The following is a 16,668-nucleotide window of genomic DNA, read 5'->3' as shown; positions in this document are numbered from 1 at the left end:
GCGCGGCACCGGCCTTGGGACGACCCTAGCCAGTGCGGCCGACCGGGGCAAGGCATCGGTCCGTGCCGCGTTCAGGGCCCCTCATTGGCCGCCGCCATGGACCGTGCCCGTTGCCGGGAGCACGCAGAACTCGTTTCCCGAAGGGTCTTGGTAGATGCGCCATGGCAGCTGGCCCCATCCCGGGTGCAGTTCGCGGCCGCCGGCCGCGGCGATCCGCTCTGCGACAGTCTGCGGATCATCGTCGGCGTCCAGCCGAAGATCAAGGTGCACGGGGTTCTTCTCCGTCTCGCGCTTGGCCTCGGCTTCCGGGACGAATTCCAGAAGCGGTCCCCGGCCGCTGGGATGGCGCAGCGCCGCCGGTCCGCCAGTCTGGTCGATCCGCCACCCCGACAGCTCCGCCCAGAAGTGCGCATCGCGCTGCGGCCCGCTTGATTCCAGCCGGAGCGCTGCCAGCCGCAGCGGTCCCTCCGGCGCCTGCCCTGCGCACCCGCTGGCCACGGTGAACCGGTGACCCGCCGGGTCGCGTCGCAGGTCGACGTCCGCCGCTGGGCCGGACTCCGCTCCAGCACCGGCGACAAGGCCCGGGACCAACCGCTGCCGCGAACGCCTGCCCGGCTCGACCTGCGGGAAGCACAGGTCGAGCACCGGTCCGCCGGGAATTCCCAGGCGGGTCTCGAAACCCTCAGCGCTATCGCTGAGCTGCTCGCAGCCCAGCATGTCCTGCCAGTACCGGCCGGCGGCCCGCGGTTCGGCCGCATCGAAAACGATGTTCTCCAAAAACATGGGTACACCCTACCGGCCTTGGGTGTGCTGCGGGCGTCCCGCGCGGGAAGTTTCCAGGCGGCCGGCGGGTCCTGCTGCGGGAGGCCTGCGCCGCCCTTGGTTGCTTGGGCCACAGACCGGAAAACCGGAAGAATGTGGCCTTAGTCAATGGAAAATGAATAAAAGCCCCAAAAGATCGTTGACTTAGTCAAAGGTAAACCGGGAGTTCTGCGGGTCGAAATGCACCGGGCTCGATTTCCGGGAACTCCGCGAACCGTTGGCTGACTTGGCTCCACGCAATGGACAACGAATCTATTCCGTGTTTCCGGAAGCAAATTTCAGGTTCTGACATGCTTTTTCATGATTAATTCAGTCGTACGATATTTGCATGAGCACCAAGACATTTCCACACCTGATGTCGGAGGGCCGCATCGGTCCGATGACCACCCCGAACAGGATTGTTTTGCCAGCCATGGACATGAACGTGTCCGAAGGCGGCGAGATCGAGCAGTCCGAAATCGACCACTACGCATCCCGCGCCGCTGGCGGTGCCGGCCTGATCATCACCGGCGCCTGCGCCATCGCCTTCCCCTACGGCGCCGCGTCGATGAAGGAACCGGGCCTGTCGGATGACAAGTTCATCCCGGGCATCAAGGCGCTGGCCGACGCCATCCACGCCGCAGGCTCCAAGCTGTGCATCCAGTCGACCCACCATGGCAAGGTCGCCCGCGTCGACACCGCCAACGACCGTCCGGTCTTCGCCCCGAACCAGCCGGACTACAGCTACTCCATGGGTGCGCTGGCCGACTGCACCCCCGAAGAGCTGGCCAAGATGGGCGCGGCCACCGCAGGCAAGAAGATCAGCTACCACGAGATGACCAAGGAAGACATCGACTGGCTGATCACTTCCTGGGCCGATGCCGCCGAGCGCGTCGCCAAGGGCGGCGCCGACGCCCTCGAGATCCACGTGGCCCACGGCTACATCCTGGGTGTCTTCCTGAACCAGCGCGACAACCTGCGCACCGACGAATACGGCGGATCGCTGGAAAACCGCGCCCGCCTGGCCTGCGAGGTCATCGCCGCGGTCAAGGAGCGCGTGGGCGACAAGCTCGCGTTGCTGGTGCGCGTCTCCGGCGAGGAATACGGACAGGAAGGCGCACTGAGCCTTCCCGAGTCCATCGAAGCTTCCAAGATGTTCGAGGCCGCCGGCGCGGACGCCATCCACGTCACCGGCTGGGGCCGCAACCCGTTCGACAACTTCACCGACGGCCCGCTGCCCAACAAGGTCGGCGCCTACCTGGAAAACGCCGCCGAGATCAAGAAGCACGTCTCCATCCCGGTCATCGCCGTGGGCCGCATGCTCCCGGAGATCTCCGAGAAGGCCATCGCGGAGAACAAGGTGGACTTCGCCGCCATGGGCCGCCAGCTGCTAGCCGACCCGGAACTGCCGAACAAGCTGCGCGAAGGCAAGTTCGACCAGGTCCGCCCGTGCATCAACTGCTACCTGTGCGTGGGAGAGAACTTCTTCGACGACACCCCGTTCTGCGCCGTGAACCCTGCGCTGGGCAACGAGAAGCTGCTGCCGCTCAAGCCGGCCAGCGCTTCCAAGCACATTGTCGTGATCGGTTCGGGCCCCTCGGGCATGGAATCCGCGCGTGTGCTCACCGAACGCGGCCACCGCGTGACCCTGATCGACAAGGCCGACCGCCTGGGCGGCACCATGTGGTTCTCCACCATGACCACCCCGGACAACGAGCGCCTGCTGCGCTGGCTGAAGTCCGAGCTCAAGCGCCTGCGCGTGGCCGTCAAGCTGAACACCCCGGCCACCGTCGATACCATTCGCGCGCTGAACCCGGACCACGTGATCGTGGCCACCGGCGCGGTGCGCCCGAAGCCGGACATGCCCGGCGGCGACCTGCCGAACGTGCAGACCGGCGACACCCTGCGCGCCATGATGCTGGGCACCGCCACCGCCGAGGAGGCCGGCCTGGTGCTGAGCACCATGGGCAAGATGGGCCGCCTGTCCGGATTGACCAAGTCGCCGGAGTTCGTCCGCCAGTTCACCAAGTACTGGCTGCCGATGGGCAAGAACGTCGTGGTCATCGGCGGTTCGCTGGTGGGCCTGGAGCTCGCCGAGTTCCTCGCCGAGCGCGGCCGCAAGGTCACCTTGGTGCATGAGAAGCAGCAGCTGGGCCTGCCGCTGGCCATGCCGCGCCGCTGGACCGCGGTCAAGGACAACCTGGAGCACGGCGTGCAGATCCACCGCAACGTCACCGTGGACCGCATCACCCAGAAGACCGTGGAATTCACCGTCAACGGCGAGGCCATGAGCGCCCCGGCCGACATGGTGGTCTATGCGGACGGCACCACCGCCGCCGCACCGGTCGCGGACGAGCTGCGCACCGCGGGATTCAGCGTCGACGTGGTCGGCGATGCCGGTGCCGTGAACTACATCCACGGCGCCATCCACTCGGCCTGGGAAGCCACCGTTTCCCTGTAGGCTCCGACCCGGAAGCGCTCCCCGAAACCCCGCTGCGGCCCACCGGCCGCGGCGGGGTTTCCCGTCTCCGGGGGCCTCGGCGCGCGATGGCGATGCACCAGGCCCAGCGGTACGCGTCCGCGAACAGCAGCCGCTCCAGCACGGCCAGGCCGCGTTCACCCAGCTCGCTGCTCGACCCCGCCTGGTCAGGGCCGGAGGGAACTAGACGTCCAACTGTCGCAGCCGGAGATCAGCCCTGCGCCCCGCTCCCCCGCCGGGCCATGGCCATCGCACGACGCAGGAACTCTTCCATGCCGATGGCCCCGCAGGCTACGTCGGCCAGGTTTTCCACGTCCTCGCGGTTCGGAATCCAGCCCTCGTGCCAGGCGGAGGCCAGCGACTGCCGCACGGCGTTGCGCTCCACCGCGTCGAGCCGGCCGAACAGTTCCGGCCAGCGTTCCTCGATATCGAATTTATCGTCCATGGACAAGACCTCCCCGATGATGCCGCCTCCCATTCTAGGTGCTGTCCTGCGCCCTTGGAAGCATGGAAAGGGGCAGGTCAGATGGCACTGATATTGGCCTCTGGCGGAGCTTTCGACAGGGGTCTACCCTGTAGCTAGCAGAACTATCGCACGCCCGGGAGCCGTGCAGGAGGACCCCATGAACAGCACCCAGACCACCGCCCGCGCGGATGCCTCGCGCACGGGTTTCAGCACCACGTTCCTGGCCACGCGCATCGATTTTCCCACCGCCGGACCGGACGTGCCTGCGGATTCCGTGGAGGTGGACGGCTCGCCGGTGATCAACTACACCCACTTCTCGCTGACGCTGAGCACCACGCAGAAACTCGCCCGCTGGGTGGCCTGGAACATCGACGGCACCGAGATCAAGCTGCTCTCCCGCACCGGACTGAACTTCACCAAAGACCCCCGCATCCCCGAGGAATACCAGGCCGGCAACGACCTGTATGCGAACAACCGCTTGGACCGCGGGCACCTGGCCCGCCGCGCGGATCTCACCTGGGGTTCGGAGACCGAAGCGAAACAGGCCAACAAGGACTCGTTCTATTTCACGAACATCACCCCGCAGATGGACGATTTCAACCAGTCCGGACAGGCGGGGATCTGGGGCCGGCTGGAGAACGCCCTCTACGAGGACGTCGAGCTCGACCAGCTGCGCTGCAGCATCTTCGGCGGACCCGTGTTCGCCGCCAACGCCCAGGTGTACCGGGGCTACCGGATCCCCACGGAGTACTGGAAGCTGATCCTCTTCGAACATGAGGGGCGGCTGAAGGCCAGGGCCTTCATGCTCACCCAGGACCTCGACCGGATGCAGGTGTTCATGGCGCTGGACGAATTCCGCGTCTACCAGATCAGCGTGGCCGAACTGGAGGAACGCACGGGGCTCGATTTCCCGGCCGCGGTCCACGCAGCCGACGACCTGGTCCTCGCCCGGGCCGGAGCGCGCTCCCCGCTGGGATCCACGGCCGACATCCTGTGGTGAGGCCCCACGGGCAGGGGCCCGCGGCCCCGGACAGGACAGCTAAAGGCGGACCTCGCCGTTGACGCAGGCCGCGACCTGTCCGCCGATCCAGATGTCCCCGCCCTCGATGCCCACGTGCACCCGGCCCTCGTAGCCGATCGCGGTTCCCTGCGCGGCGACGTAGTCCGCCTCGACGATGCCGGTATCCAGCATCCAGCGCCCCAGCCCCGCGTTCAGGCTACCGGTGACCGGATCTTCCCAGACCGGGTCATCGCCCACGAAGGCGCGGACCTCGAACTGTGTTTCCCGCCCCTGCGGGTGCGGGCCGATCACTCCGATGCACAGCGGGCCCAGGTCCGCCGGGTCCGGGTCCAGCGCGAGCACCTGCTGCGCGCTGGCCAGCCGCACTCCGATCCACTGCGGCCCGTTCACGATCCAGGTGCTGTCCAGCAGCTGTTCGGGGTCCAGGCCCAGCACCTCGGCGACCCGCGCCCGCAGCGGCGCATCGAGCGGTTCGTAGCGGGTCAGCGGCGGCGCCTGGAAGGCCAGCAGTTCGCCGTCCGTGCGGACTTTCACCAGGCCGGCGCCGCACTCCTGGAGCAGGTGCCCCGGGTTCTTGGGCTGTCCGCCGGCCTGCCGCCAGGCGTAGGCCGACCCCAGGGTGGGGTGCCCGGCAAACGGCAGCTCGTGGGTCGCGCAGAAAATCCGCACCCGGTAGTCGGCCTCCGGGTCCGAGGGTTCGAGCAGGAACGTGGTCTCGGCCAGGTTGGTCCATTTCGCGAAGCGCTGCATCTGCTCCTCGCTCAACCCCTCGGCCCCGTGCACCACCGCCAACGGGTTGCCCCGGTACGGGGTCGGCGAAAAGACGTCCACTTCACTGTACCTGCGCGCAATCATGGCACTACGCTAGCAGTCGCCGCGCACGGCCCGCACCCCTGCCCCGGCCGCCCGGGGCTGACAGGCGGCGGGTCCATCAAGCACAATGGCGACCATGAACATCAACGAAATCCTCAGCGGCATGGCCCACCGCCCCATCGACGCGGCCCGCAACCTGCCGGCGCTCACCGCCGAGCAGCTCAACGCCCACCCCGGCGGCCACCCGAACTCGGTGGCCTGGCTGCTGTGGCACACCGGGCGGGAAGTCGACATCCAGCTGGCGGCGCTGTCCGGCCGCGAACAGCTGTGGCACCGCTACCGCGACCGCTTCGACCTCGGCGAGGCCGGGGACGGGATGGGCTACGGGCACACCCCGGCCCAGGCGCAGGCCATCCGGGTGGAGGACCAGCAGCTGCTGCTGGAGTACGTGGATGCGTCGTTGACCGCGCTGGGCGACTACGCGGCGCACCTGGGAGCGGAGGAGCTCGACGAGATCGTGGACCGCCGCTGGACCCCGGAGGTCACCCGCGGGGTGCGGATGGTGTCCATCCTGGACGACGCCATCGCCCACGTCGGGCAGGCGGCCTACGCGGCCGGGGCGGTCACCGCGGGCGGAGAGTAGCCGCGGCCGAACGGCAGCCGGCACCGGGCCGCGCGCGGACCCGGCATCAGGCCGGCTGCCGGCGCCCGCGGATCCAGCCCAGCAGCAGGTGGCGGAGCATCGCGCCGAACACCAGCGCCCAGACGAGCACCGCCACCGCCAGCGCCCCGTGCCCGATCGCCTCCACCACCGGCAGCTTGTCCACCCGGCCCAGGTTCAGCGAGGCCACCGCGAACATGCCCACCGGGAACACGATGGACCACAGCGCCGGGGTGTAGCCCAGCGGCACCCGGTGCACCAGGTGGCGCCAGACCCCGGCGCCGATGAGCATCGGGATCAGCCATAGGCAGAAGCTCCAGAATACCGCCACCGTGGAGGCGATGAGCACCCGGGTCGCGTCGATCATCGGGGTGGAGTCCATCTGCACGATCTTGGTGCCGGCCACCACCGCGATGGCCATGGCGCCCATGGCCACCCAGTAGGGCGGCTCGAACTGCCGGGCGGTGATGCCGAAGTGCACGATGCGCAGCAGCACCAGCACCGCGATCCCCGCGTACAGCGCCACGCCCACCGACCAGGACAGCACCGCCAGCAGCCCGACGACGTCCCCGGGCAACCCGGCGGCCGGTTCGACCACGCTCAGGCCGAGCGCCAGCGACTGGCTGGCCACCGCCCAGATGAACCAGGTGCCGTTGGTGCGCGCCAGGATCGGCTCGCCGTCGCGGGTCATCAGCACCTGCCAGGGCAGCACGTAGCCGAACACGAACCACAGCGCCGCGGCGAAGAGCACCAGCGGAGCGGCGACCCGCAGCAGCCCCTCGGCGGCCAGCCGCACCGCCAGCACGTCGGTGCCCGCCACGACGGTGAAGTAGGCGAAGGCCGCTTCGGGGCTGCGCAGATCGTGCAGCATGGCCGTGCGGCAGGCCACCGCCCGCCAGATGTACAGCACCCAGAGCACCGCGTAGGATGCCGCGGCGATCACCAGCAGCACCAGCGACGGCACCCGGGCCCCGACCTCGTGCAGGCCGATCGAGACGATGCCGGTGCCCATGACCAGCGCGAAGTATCCCGGGGCGAGGTGCTCCAGTGCGCCGCCCGCACCCGGGGTCCGGGGCCGGTGCCTGGTCGATTCCGCCGCTGCGTCGGAGCTCATGAGCCCAGCCTACGACGCGCACGCCCCGCACAACAGAGCCTTTTCGAGCCCGCTAGCGCCGGTGCCGCAGCGGCGCGGCGGAGAGCTCCGCCAGCCGCCCGGATGCGTGCTGCCGGGCGAGGCCGGCGGCGCGTTCCTCAACCGTCGGCAGGGTTCCGCCTTTCGACAACGACATTCCGGGCCAGCGTCTTGAAGCGCGTGCCGTCCTCCTGGCGCACCGTGAGGGTGAGCGCACCGGTCTTGCTGGTGTTCAGGTCCTCCACGGTTCCGCTTTTTCCCTTGTGGGTTCCGGCCGCGACCCGGCACCGGTCGCCGTTGCCGGGCTGCGCGTCCCCCGCAGGGCGTGCATTCTCGTTCATGGGTGCCAGTTTAAGCCGGGGGCGCCGTGGAGGCGAGCCCCCGGCGGGCATCCTGGATGCGCTCCTAGCCGATCCGGGTGATCGCCGGGAACACGTAGTCCTGGTCCAGGATCCGCGGATCCGGCTCGTACATGCGCAGCACCGGTCGGAAGGCGCCGGCCGGCGTCGGCAGCCAGTTGGCGCGATCCCTCGCATCGGCCGGCTCCCGGTGGGAGAGGTGGATGACCAGCGACCCGTCCGGCTCGAATTGCAGCCCTTCGGTGCGGTCGCCCAGCGAGTAGCGGTCGATGGGGTTTTCCACCAGGAAGTAGTTGGGCACGTCGTACATGGTCAGCGACCAGAAGGCGCCCACCGGCGGGGTCGGGTCCAGGTGCAGCCGGTAGCTGTGCGCACCGGTGAGCGGCTGGTCGTCCTGGTCCACGTAGGTGGCCGTGTAGGCGGCCTCGAAGGCCTGGTTGCCCCACAGCCCGCCCAACGCGGCTCCCGCGCGCTGGGCGATGCGGCGCTGCGGATCGGCGATCTTGTAGCGGTCTTCGTCCAGCGAACCGACTTCGAAGTAGTCAAGGTTGTAGTCGAAGGAATGGTAGGCCAGGTTCCAGCCGTTGACCACCGCGTTTCCGCCCCCGGAGGCCAGCAGCTCATCCAGGGCGGCCCGGCCGGCGGCGAAGGCCTGCTCCAGCTGCTCCTCCCCGGCCTCGGCCAGCTGCAGGGCGCCGCGCTGCAGCTGCCCATCGCGCGGCGCCGGGGCGAACTCCCGGCTCCACGCGCGGAACTTCGCCCAGAAGTCCAGCGCCGGCGCACCGGTCTCGGGGACCGGTGGCAGCCCGGCCGGCACCGCGGCGGCATCCAGCGGCGTAAGCGTCGTGGCATCCTGCAGCGCATGCGCTGCGGGAAGATCCGCCTCGTTGTCCACCGCCCAGCGTCCGACGATGCTGGCGACGCGCGTGGGCACCCGCACCACCACCGCGTCGTCCGGGGCCTGGCCCTCCCATCCAGGGGCACCAGCAGGTAGCGCCCGGCGCCGGTTCCTGTGGCGCGGTGCCCGACATACGCGAAGTTGTCAGTCCAGGCGCTGACGAACTGCAGCACGTAGTAGCGGCCGGCGGCCTCCGGCACCTCAAGCAGGATCGGTCCGACGCCCAGGTCCAGCTGCGCCATGGAGTAGATCGTGTCGTTGTTGATGGTCACGAAGGTGTCCTCGGGACCGGCCAGCGACCGGGCGTGGCTGAAGGTGTTCCACGGCGCGGCGGGATTCTTGCCGACGCCGGTGGCCACATAGCGGGCCACCTGCTCCAGGTTGAAGACCAGCGGGAAGGCGTAAAGGTAGGAAGCGAGCAGTTCCTCACGGCGTGGGCTCATGGGAGCGGTCCTTTCAGGCGGCGCGCCGGACCCGCGGTCCGGCATCATTGCCCCCAGTCTGCCCCGCCGGGCGCCCGGGCGCATCCTCAATCGTTGATGATTGGCGGTGCTGCGCCCGGCATTGCGGCCCGGCGGCGCATGCGCTCGACCAGGTCGTCCAGCCAGGCGCCCACGTTCCTCCGGGCCTGGCCGGTATCCGGGTAGCGGCAGCGCAGGTGCACCCCGGCCTCGTCCAGGATGAACCAGAGCATCACCGAGTCGGTGCGGATCGCGGCGCTGACATACTGCGGCTCCAGCACGGTGGCCGGCAGCTGCACCGGCAGCCTGCGCAGGTCCAGCCAGGACACCGCGAACATGCCCGGCGCCTGCGGCATCCCGCCGAAGGGTTCCATCAGCGGCGCCAGCGGCCAGGATCCCAGCGCGATGGCCTCCTTCACCGCCGCGGCGCAGGCGCGCGGGTCCGGGTCCGCGGATTCAAGCACCGAGTTGGTGATGAACCAGCCCACCGCATCGAACCAGCGCGGCTCGGTGCGGCTGTGCACCGGGAACACCGCGCGCAGCGGTTCCCCGGCCAGCGCGGCGGTGGTCTCGGTCATCATCGCCACGCTGAGCGCCAGCGTTGACACCCCGGCCGCCTTGGCCTGCGCGGAGAAGTCGGCCAGGGCCGCGGTGCCGAGCACGTCGCGCACCTCCACGCGTTCGGGCTGCGGACTCGGATCCCCCAGCGACAGCCCGAAGCGCGGCATGGCCCCGCCGCCGGCCTCTATCAGCTGCGCCCAGCGCCGGCGCACCCCGTCCGGGGCGGGGGCCTGCCGCGCCAGGGACCGGGTGTGGTCGGTGAAATCCGGGGCCGGTTCCACCCCGGGCTCCGCCCCCGCGCCGAAGGCTTCCAGCGCGGCGACCAGGTCCCGTGCGAGCACGAGCATGGACCACATGTCCACGTGGGAGTGGTCCGATCCGATCACCAGCGCCGGTCCGTCCGCGGTCTCGATCAGGCACAACCGGTGCGCGGGCCGTTCGAAGGGCGCGCAGCTGGCATCCAGCACCCGCTGCACCGCTGCATGCATGGTTTCGCCGGGCTCCACCCGGTGCTCGATCCACGCGCCGGGCCCGAACCGCACCTGGTGCAGCTGCGCGCCGGCGGGATCGGCGTGTCCGCCGGGCCCGGCGGTGAAGACCGTGCGCAGCGTCCCGTGCCGGGCTACGACATGCTCCCAGGCGGCCGCGAGCCCGCCGCGCGGCACGGGTCCGGGCAGCCGGAAGGACAGCGCCATCCACGAGCCGGGCCGGTCGCCTTCCCCCACGTGCCGGGCCTGGTCGAAAGACACCGGCAGCCGGTCCCCCACCGCGCCCACGTCCAGGTCGTAGCTGAGCAGCGGGCCGAACGGCAGGCGCAGATACTGGATGTGGGTCAGTCGCATACCACGTATCATATTCGCAAAGCCACCGGAACAGAGCGGAGCCGCGGATGCATGAATTCCACGTGCCGAATGCGCGGATCGCCTGGGCGTTCAGCGACGAGGCCGGCCACCCCGTGGTGCAGCTGCACGGCCTGACCTCCAGCCGCTCCCATGACCGGCTGCTGAACCTGGATTTGGGCCGGGCCCTGTCCGGCACGCGGCTGCTGCGCTACGACGCCCGCGGCCACGGCCATTCCACCGGGCGCCCGGTGCCGGAGGACTACCTGTGGCCGGCGCTGGCCGATGACCTGCTGCGCCTGCTGGACTATTGGTTTCCCGGCGAACAGGTCCACGGGGTCGGCCCCTCCATGGGTGCCGGCACCCTGCTGCATGCGGCGGTGCGCCAACCGGAGCGCTTCAGCGGATTCACGCTGATGCTCCCGCCCACGGCCTGGCAGACCCGTCCCGCGCAGGCCGAATCCTACCGGCGCACGGCCGACGGCATCGAGGCGCTGGGGCTGCAGGAGTATTTTGCGCGCGGCCCGGAATCCCCGCGGCCGCCGGCCGCGGCGGACAACCCGCAGGTGCTCCCCCACGTGGCCGAGGAGCTGCTGCCCTCGATCTACCGCGGCGCCGCCCTGAGCGACCTGCCACCGGCCGCGCAGCTGGCGCGGGTCGCGGTCCCGACCACGATCCTGGCCTGGACCGGCGACCCCGGGCATCCGCTGTCCACCGCGCAGGCGCTGGCGGGCATCCTGCCCCAGGCCGAGCTGCAGGTGGCCGCGACACCGCAACAGGTGGCGGACTGGCCGCAGCTGCTGGCGCGGGACGTCGCCCGGCGGGCCGGCTGAACGCCGGCGGGCCATGCCGCGTCGCACGGGTCCCGGATCAGCCTGCGCCGCGCCGTGTCCTGGCAAGCCAGTCAACCAGCAGCGCCCGCAGCAGCAGCGGCTGTTCATGGGGCAGGGCGTGCCCGGCCCCATCGAGAACCGCCAGCGTGGAGTTCGGAAAATCCGCGGCGGCGCGCATCGTGCCGGCGAACCCGACGGTCGAATCCTGCCGCCCGACCACCAGCAACGTCGGCGGCTCGTAGGTGGAAGGCGCCGCAGCGGGCAGCTCCCAATGCCGGCCGATCCGTTCCATGGCCTGCGCATCGGCCAGTTGCGTTCCGGGCGCCACGAAACGCTCATAGCGTTCCAGCATGCCGCGGGTGTGGAGGACGAAATACTGCGTGAAACCCCGGTCTTCGCTCTGGACCCCGGGCACCAGGACCCGGTGCTCGGGAACCTCGGCATCGCCCGGCAGCAACGGGCAGACCAGCGCCAATCCAGCGACCCGCTGCGGCGCGGCCAACGCCATCGCCCGCGCGTAGTAGGCCCCGGCGGAATGGCCGGCCAGCAAGTAGGGCGCCCTGCCGCTGGCCCGGTCCGCGAAGTCGAGCAGGACCTCCAGCACATCCTCGGCGCCCCCGATTTCCGGCCCGGATGCGGTTCGCCCCATCCCGGGCAGGTCAGGATAGATGCGCCGATACCCCGGCACGCCGTCGAAGGCCGGCTCGAAGCAGGCCTGCGGCTCGCGGTGGTCGACGCCGCCGCCGTGGAGAACGAGCACCGGCACCCCGGATCCGTGTTCGGCGTAGTGCACCACGGTGGTTCGCGTGGGAATATCCATTGGCCCATGGTGCGCCCGCCGGCCGCCGTGGACAACGGCCGTCCGCCGTTCTTCGGCCGCCGTCCAGCCTCCGGCCTTGGGCCAGCTGGAGGGAGCTGCCGGAGGGAGCTGCCGCGGCCGCTTGCCGAAGGGCCCGACCCGCGCGCAAAATGTGACCATCAGCCACTTCGTTCAAAGGATCAGCGCATGTCGTTCCAGGCCTATTTGGACACCATCGAGAAAAAGACCGGGTTCACTCCCCGGCAGCTCGTCGAGCTCGCCGCGGCCAAGGGCCTGGACCAGCCGGGCGTGAAGGCCGGCGAGATCCTGGCGTGGCTCAAGGACGATTACCAGCTGGGACGGGGCCACGGGATGGCGCTGGTCTACGTCATCCAGAACGGCCCGACGATCAGCGCCAAACACGTCGGCTCGGATTCGGTGCACCGCGACGACTCCGAGACGCTCTGGCTGGACGGCATCGCCACCAAGCCGGAAGGCTGACGGCCGCGCCGCCACCGGCCCCGGCTAGGAACCCGACAGCTGCCGATACGCGTCGGCGGCGGCTTCCTTCAGGAATTCCTCCGGCCAGTAGCCGCGCAGGGCTTGGCCGAACTCGATCTCCTGCAGCGTCGCACCCGCGGCGTGCGCCTGCGACAACACCGCCGCCAATGCGCTGAATCTTCCGGCCTGGTCGACCAGGAATGCGCGGTCCACGGGCGCCCCGTGCCCGGGCACCAGCACCTCGGTGTCCTGGATGCGTTCGGCCAGAGATTCCAGCACCAGCGGCCAGCCCAAGGGATAGGATCCCGAACCGAACATCGGCGGCCCGGATTCCTCGATGACGTCCCCCAGGAACCACACCCCGGCATCCGGAATGCGGATGGCAAGGTCGGTATCGGTATGCCCCGGGCCCAGCGGCAGCAGCTCCAGTTCTCGTCCCCCGGGACGCACGACCTGCGCGGAGTCCAGCAGCGCGGTGGGCGGGGTCAGTTCCACCTGGCTCCAGGACATCTCCGGCTCGAGGTCGGGCCGCTCGCGAACGAGGTCCAGCCGGGGCCCTTCAAACTGCTCGAAGTGCCGCGGGATCAGGTAGTGGCCGTAGATCGGGACGCCGGCCCGGGCGAAGACCTGGTTGCCGAAGGTGTGGTCGTAGTGCGCATGGGTGTTCACCACCGCCACGACCGGCTGCCCGAAGCGCCGCGCCACGTCGTGCATGATTTCCCGCGCCTCGGCGGGGTTGTTGCGGGTATCGATGATCGTCGCCCCGTGCGGCCCGATGACCGCTCCCACCGAGACATCCAGCGGGTCGTAGCGCCGCTGGAAGACCCCGGGGCCGACCTCCCTCCAGCCACCGCCGCTCATGCTTCCTCGCTGAAGGCCAGTCCGGCAACGCCCGGCCAGGGGTCGGTGGCCAATCGGCCGTAGGTGGCCACGTCGATGCGCTGCCCGTCGATGGGGAACTTGGCCCGTTCGGTTCCCTCGCGGATGAATCCGGCGGCCCGGGCCACGCCGCCGGAAGCCGGGTTGTCCACCCTATGGCCCAGCTCCAGTCGTTCAAGCTCCAGGGCGGTCAACGCCCAGTTCGCGACGGCCGCCGCGGCCCGGCTAGTCCACCCGCGGCCGCGTGTTTCGGAAGCCATCCAGTACCAGAACCAGCCGCTGCGATTGGCCGCATCGGCGTTCACGCACACCAGGCCCACCAGCCGGTCCTGGAGAACGACGGCCCACGGATGCCGGTTCGAGCCCGGTTCCAGCAGCGCCGCCACATAGCGCTCAGCTTCCCGGGGCGAGCCCACGGACCCCTGCCGTTCCATGCCCGTGCCCGGTGCGAAGGCACGCAGCACGTCCCCCGCATCGGAGGCCCGCAGCCGCCGCAGGCTCGCCTGCGCCTCCCCCGCGGGATCCTGCCCGGCCCCGCCGCGTCCGCCGCCGGGCGCTTCTGCCTGCGGCGCCGCGGCCACCAGCACCGGCTCCCCGCCGGTCAGGTCCAGGATCGGCAGGTCCTCCCGCAGCACGTCGGCGTACATCAGCCGCAGGTCGTGGCGCAGTTCCTGCAAGGTTTCCCCGAACGGTCCCATGGCGTTGGCGGTGTACGCCGGAGGCTTGCCGGGGTCGGACTCGTACAGCTCGCGGACGTTCCAGCTGATGTTCCCCTCGCCGTCGGCATTCCGCGACGCCGCGTATCTCCACGACTGCATGCTCATGGCCCCCAGCCTACCGACGCCCCCGGTCCTTGTCTGCCGCCGCACGGCATGCCCTTCGGTGGCGCCACGGGAGGCGGGCGGCGAGGATGGGACCATGACAATCACCTACGATTCCGGCCGGCTGCCGGCGCGCGATGAACTGCTGGGCCTGTACGACGCGGTCGGATGGACCGCCTACACGCAGGACCCGCAACGGCTCGAAGCGGCGATCGCCGCATCGCTGTCGGTGGCCACTGCGCGCGCCGCGGGCCGCCTGGTCGGCCTGGCGCGCATCGTCGGCGACGGACTGACCATCGCCTACCTGCAGGACCTGCTGGTGGCGCCGGAGTACCAGCGCGCCGGGGTTGGCAGCGAGCTGTTCCGCCTGGCGTTCCTTCCCTACGACGAGGTCCGGCAGAAGGTCCTGATCACCGACGACGAACCGCGCCAGCTGGCCTTCTACCGGTCCATGGGCTTCAGCGAAATCCGCGACCTGGAACATCCCATCAGGGCGTTCGTCAGGTTCGGCTGACCGCCGGCGGCATGGCCGCGACAGCATTGCGTCGACAGCTGTGATGCGGCTGTGCTGTACTGTGCCATGGGCCTGCTTCGCCGGTACCGCTCCACGGGAGCCGATCCGCTGTTCGGACATCCCCTCCGGGCGCACCACGGCGTCGCGATGGAGGGCTATTTCTGGCGCATCACCGACCCGGACACCGGGCGCGTGGTCATCGCACTGTGCGGAGCCAACCAGGGGCCCGACGGGCCGTGGGCCACCCTGGGCCTGGCGGCCTGGCCCAGCGGATTCCTGCGGACCGCCGCCGTCGACGGGGCCTGGACCGATCCGGACCGGCTGGGCGTCCGGGCCGGCGCTGACCTGCGGGCCTTCGATGCCACCGGTCAGCGCCTGCACCTCGAGCTGGGCCCCGGAGCCGGACTCGACATGGAGATCCGCGATCCGCTGCCCTGGCCACACCGTGCGCTGGGCGGTTCCAGCGTATTCCAGATGGTGCCGGGCCTGAACCAGTACTGGCACCCGTGGCTGCTGGGCGGCAGGGCGTGCGGCACCGCGGTGCTGGGAGATTCCGTGTGGGAGTTCGAGAATGCGCAGGTGTACGCGGAGAAGAACTGGGGGCGCGAAGGCTTCCCGGACTCCTGGTGGTGGGGCCAGGCCCAGGGCTTCGCGGATCCGCTGGCCTGCGTCGCGTTCGCCGGAGGCCTGGTCACCGCCGGGCCGCTGCGCACCGAGGTCACCGGACTGGTTGTCCGCTTGCCCGACGCCCGGGTCATCCGTCTGGGCAACCCGCTGATCAGCCCGGTGGCCACGCGCACCGGCGACGAGCAGTGGCGGTTGTCCGGCCGCGGCTACGGTTGGCGCATCGATATCGAAGCCTCCGCCCCGCTCGATGCGGCGTTCGTGCTGCCCGTGCCGCTGCCCAGCGAGCACCGCAATGTCCCCGGAGACCTGGAACATCTGGCCGGTGAGCTGAAAGTGACCGTGCGCCGCCATGGGCTGCTGGTCTGGGAAGGCAGCACCGCGCTGGCCGCGCTGGAACATGGCGGGCTGGCACGGGCCCGGCAGGAACTTCGCCGGCGCGGGCTTGGGGAAACGCTGGAATCTGCACCTCCGATGCGGCGGGAAAACTGACCCGCGCAACGCAGGCCGGCACACTTCGATCAGCCGAGTTCGGCCTGGATGGCGCGGATGGTGGCGCCCAGGATCCCGGTGCAGAGCAAGCCCGGTCCCAGCGGTCCCGACAAATCAGTCCCCAGCAACGGCAACTCGCGCAACGCCATCCGCTGCCGGTCACCCAGCTGCTGCACCTGCCACCGGATTTCTGCGGCGCTTGCCTTCGGCTCGTCCTCGCACGCCAAGTCCACGGCCTTCACCGCGTACGCCGCAGCGCCCAGCGCATGCGCTCCCATATGCGCGACCGACGCCGCTTGGGCCACCGATCTGGCCGCCGAGGCTCCGGCGGCGGTGCCAGCGGACTTCGCGGCTTTCCCCGCCGCGAAGCGCTTGCGGATCTGATCGGCGGTGTCTGCCTTTCCCTCGCCGAAGGCGCGGGTCCGGGCCACGGCCTCCTGGATGACGCGGCGGCCGGCCTCATCGCTGTCGTACAGGGGTACCACCCGTTCGGCGCAGGCCAGCGCCCAGCGGGCGAGGATGCGTCGTTGCGTATCGCTCAGGGTCTGGATTGATGCCATGCACCAAGAGTCGCACACCGCATGCAGTGCTTGGTTCTCTGCCCCCGCCATTTCCACCACTTTAATCGGATCAGTTTCCCTGCAGTGGTGTGATGTCTCGATACATGGGTAACAGTTCTGTATCACCACATCGGTAACACTTGATGTATCGAGA

Annotated in this window: 18 protein-coding genes and 1 pseudogene; 7 read left to right on the top strand and 12 right to left on the bottom strand. The window is 69.9% G+C overall.

Annotated features, from left to right (window positions below; translation table 11 throughout):
- Window positions 1-81 precede the first annotated feature (81 nt).
- Window positions 82-783, bottom strand: a complete 702-nt coding sequence (locus IEY43_RS00090; protein ID WP_188946562.1) for a VOC family protein — start codon at window positions 781-783, stop codon at window positions 82-84.
- A 367-nt stretch (window positions 784-1,150) separates the two neighbouring features.
- Between IEY43_RS00090 and IEY43_RS00085 the strand changes: the two genes are divergently transcribed.
- Window positions 1,151-3,262: an oxidoreductase gene (locus IEY43_RS00085; protein WP_188946561.1), complete on the top strand. Its 2,112-nt coding sequence runs from the start codon at window positions 1,151-1,153 to the stop codon at window positions 3,260-3,262.
- Between the two features lie 229 nt (window positions 3,263-3,491).
- On the opposite strand, the gene IEY43_RS00080 is transcribed toward IEY43_RS00085, so the two are convergent.
- Complete coding sequence (locus IEY43_RS00080; protein WP_188946560.1) at window positions 3,492-3,725, bottom strand: antitoxin VbhA family protein; 234 nt, start codon at window positions 3,723-3,725, stop codon at window positions 3,492-3,494.
- Window positions 3,726-3,903: 178 nt separating this feature from the next.
- Here IEY43_RS00080 and IEY43_RS00075 point away from each other — a divergent pair, with 178 nt between their 5' ends.
- Window positions 3,904-4,746 (top strand): DNA/RNA non-specific endonuclease, encoded by an 843-nt coding sequence (locus IEY43_RS00075; protein WP_188946559.1) that lies wholly within the window; start codon window positions 3,904-3,906, stop codon window positions 4,744-4,746.
- Window positions 4,747-4,785: 39 nt separating this feature from the next.
- Here the strand turns inward: IEY43_RS00075 and IEY43_RS00070 are convergent, their stop codons facing one another.
- Complete coding sequence (locus tag IEY43_RS00070; protein WP_188946558.1) at window positions 4,786-5,622, bottom strand: PhzF family phenazine biosynthesis protein; 837 nt, start codon at window positions 5,620-5,622, stop codon at window positions 4,786-4,788.
- Window positions 5,623-5,716: 94 nt separating this feature from the next.
- Here IEY43_RS00070 and IEY43_RS00065 point away from each other — a divergent pair, with 94 nt between their 5' ends.
- A complete protein-coding gene (locus IEY43_RS00065) occupies window positions 5,717-6,223 on the top strand; it encodes a mycothiol transferase (protein ID WP_188946557.1) in 507 nt (168 codons plus the stop codon).
- Between the two features lie 46 nt (window positions 6,224-6,269).
- On the opposite strand, the gene IEY43_RS00060 is transcribed toward IEY43_RS00065, so the two are convergent.
- The 5 genes and pseudogenes from IEY43_RS00060 to IEY43_RS00045 all read right to left on the bottom strand — a co-directional run bounded on the left by IEY43_RS00060 (window position 6,270) and on the right by IEY43_RS00045 (window position 10,494).
- Window positions 6,270-7,355: a tellurite resistance/C4-dicarboxylate transporter family protein gene (locus IEY43_RS00060; RefSeq protein ID WP_188946556.1), complete on the bottom strand. Its 1,086-nt coding sequence runs from the start codon at window positions 7,353-7,355 to the stop codon at window positions 6,270-6,272.
- 137 nt (window positions 7,356-7,492) lie between these two features.
- Window positions 7,493-7,714, bottom strand: coding sequence for a KOW motif-containing protein (locus IEY43_RS00055; protein ID WP_188946555.1), 222 nt, complete (start codon window positions 7,712-7,714; stop codon window positions 7,493-7,495).
- A gap of 64 nt (window positions 7,715-7,778) precedes the next feature.
- Window positions 7,779-8,135: a DUF1214 domain-containing protein gene (locus IEY43_RS18035; RefSeq protein WP_229777225.1), complete on the bottom strand. Its 357-nt coding sequence runs from the start codon at window positions 8,133-8,135 to the stop codon at window positions 7,779-7,781.
- A 489-nt stretch (window positions 8,136-8,624) separates the two neighbouring features.
- Window positions 8,625-8,902: pseudogene (locus IEY43_RS18030) on the bottom strand (DUF1254 domain-containing protein); the annotation flags it as partial.
- 257 nt (window positions 8,903-9,159) lie between these two features.
- A complete protein-coding gene (locus tag IEY43_RS00045) occupies window positions 9,160-10,494 on the bottom strand; it encodes a condensation domain-containing protein (protein ID WP_188946554.1) in 1,335 nt (444 codons plus the stop codon).
- A gap of 47 nt (window positions 10,495-10,541) precedes the next feature.
- Between IEY43_RS00045 and IEY43_RS00040 the strand changes: the two genes are divergently transcribed.
- Window positions 10,542-11,324, top strand: a complete 783-nt coding sequence (locus IEY43_RS00040) for an alpha/beta fold hydrolase (protein WP_188946553.1) — start codon at window positions 10,542-10,544, stop codon at window positions 11,322-11,324.
- A 37-nt stretch (window positions 11,325-11,361) separates the two neighbouring features.
- Here IEY43_RS00040 and IEY43_RS00035 read toward each other — a convergent pair whose 3' ends face one another.
- Window positions 11,362-12,144 (bottom strand): alpha/beta fold hydrolase, encoded by a 783-nt coding sequence (locus tag IEY43_RS00035; protein WP_188946552.1) that lies wholly within the window; start codon window positions 12,142-12,144, stop codon window positions 11,362-11,364.
- A gap of 186 nt (window positions 12,145-12,330) precedes the next feature.
- Here IEY43_RS00035 and IEY43_RS00030 point away from each other — a divergent pair, with 186 nt between their 5' ends.
- On the top strand, window positions 12,331-12,624 hold the full coding sequence (locus IEY43_RS00030) for a DUF4287 domain-containing protein (protein ID WP_188946551.1): 294 nt from the start codon (window positions 12,331-12,333) through the stop codon (window positions 12,622-12,624).
- A 24-nt stretch (window positions 12,625-12,648) separates the two neighbouring features.
- On the opposite strand, the gene IEY43_RS00025 is transcribed toward IEY43_RS00030, so the two are convergent.
- Window positions 12,649-13,485: an MBL fold metallo-hydrolase gene (locus IEY43_RS00025; RefSeq protein WP_188946550.1), complete on the bottom strand. Its 837-nt coding sequence runs from the start codon at window positions 13,483-13,485 to the stop codon at window positions 12,649-12,651.
- On the bottom strand, window positions 13,482-14,327 hold the full coding sequence (locus IEY43_RS00020; RefSeq protein WP_229777199.1) for a GNAT family N-acetyltransferase: 846 nt from the start codon (window positions 14,325-14,327) through the stop codon (window positions 13,482-13,484). Before IEY43_RS00020 ends, IEY43_RS00025 begins: the two co-directional genes overlap by 4 nt.
- 94 nt (window positions 14,328-14,421) lie before the next feature.
- Here IEY43_RS00020 and IEY43_RS00015 point away from each other — a divergent pair, with 94 nt between their 5' ends.
- Both IEY43_RS00015 and IEY43_RS00010 read left to right on the top strand, forming a co-directional pair.
- A complete protein-coding gene (locus IEY43_RS00015; protein ID WP_188946549.1) occupies window positions 14,422-14,838 on the top strand; it encodes a GNAT family N-acetyltransferase in 417 nt (138 codons plus the stop codon).
- A 66-nt stretch (window positions 14,839-14,904) separates the two neighbouring features.
- On the top strand, window positions 14,905-15,954 hold the full coding sequence (locus IEY43_RS00010) for a tocopherol cyclase family protein (RefSeq protein WP_188946548.1): 1,050 nt from the start codon (window positions 14,905-14,907) through the stop codon (window positions 15,952-15,954).
- Between the two features lie 29 nt (window positions 15,955-15,983).
- Here the strand turns inward: IEY43_RS00010 and IEY43_RS00005 are convergent, their stop codons facing one another.
- Window positions 15,984-16,514 (bottom strand): putative immunity protein, encoded by a 531-nt coding sequence (locus tag IEY43_RS00005; protein ID WP_188946547.1) that lies wholly within the window; start codon window positions 16,512-16,514, stop codon window positions 15,984-15,986.
- Between the last annotated feature and the right edge of the window lie 154 nt (window positions 16,515-16,668).

This window comes from Glutamicibacter protophormiae (genome assembly GCF_014647495.1).
In the GTDB taxonomy this organism is placed as follows: domain Bacteria; phylum Actinomycetota; class Actinomycetes; order Actinomycetales; family Micrococcaceae; genus Glutamicibacter; species Glutamicibacter protophormiae.
The sequence above is the reverse complement of the archived record's forward strand: the minus strand, read 5'-3'. Positions and strand labels throughout refer to the sequence as shown.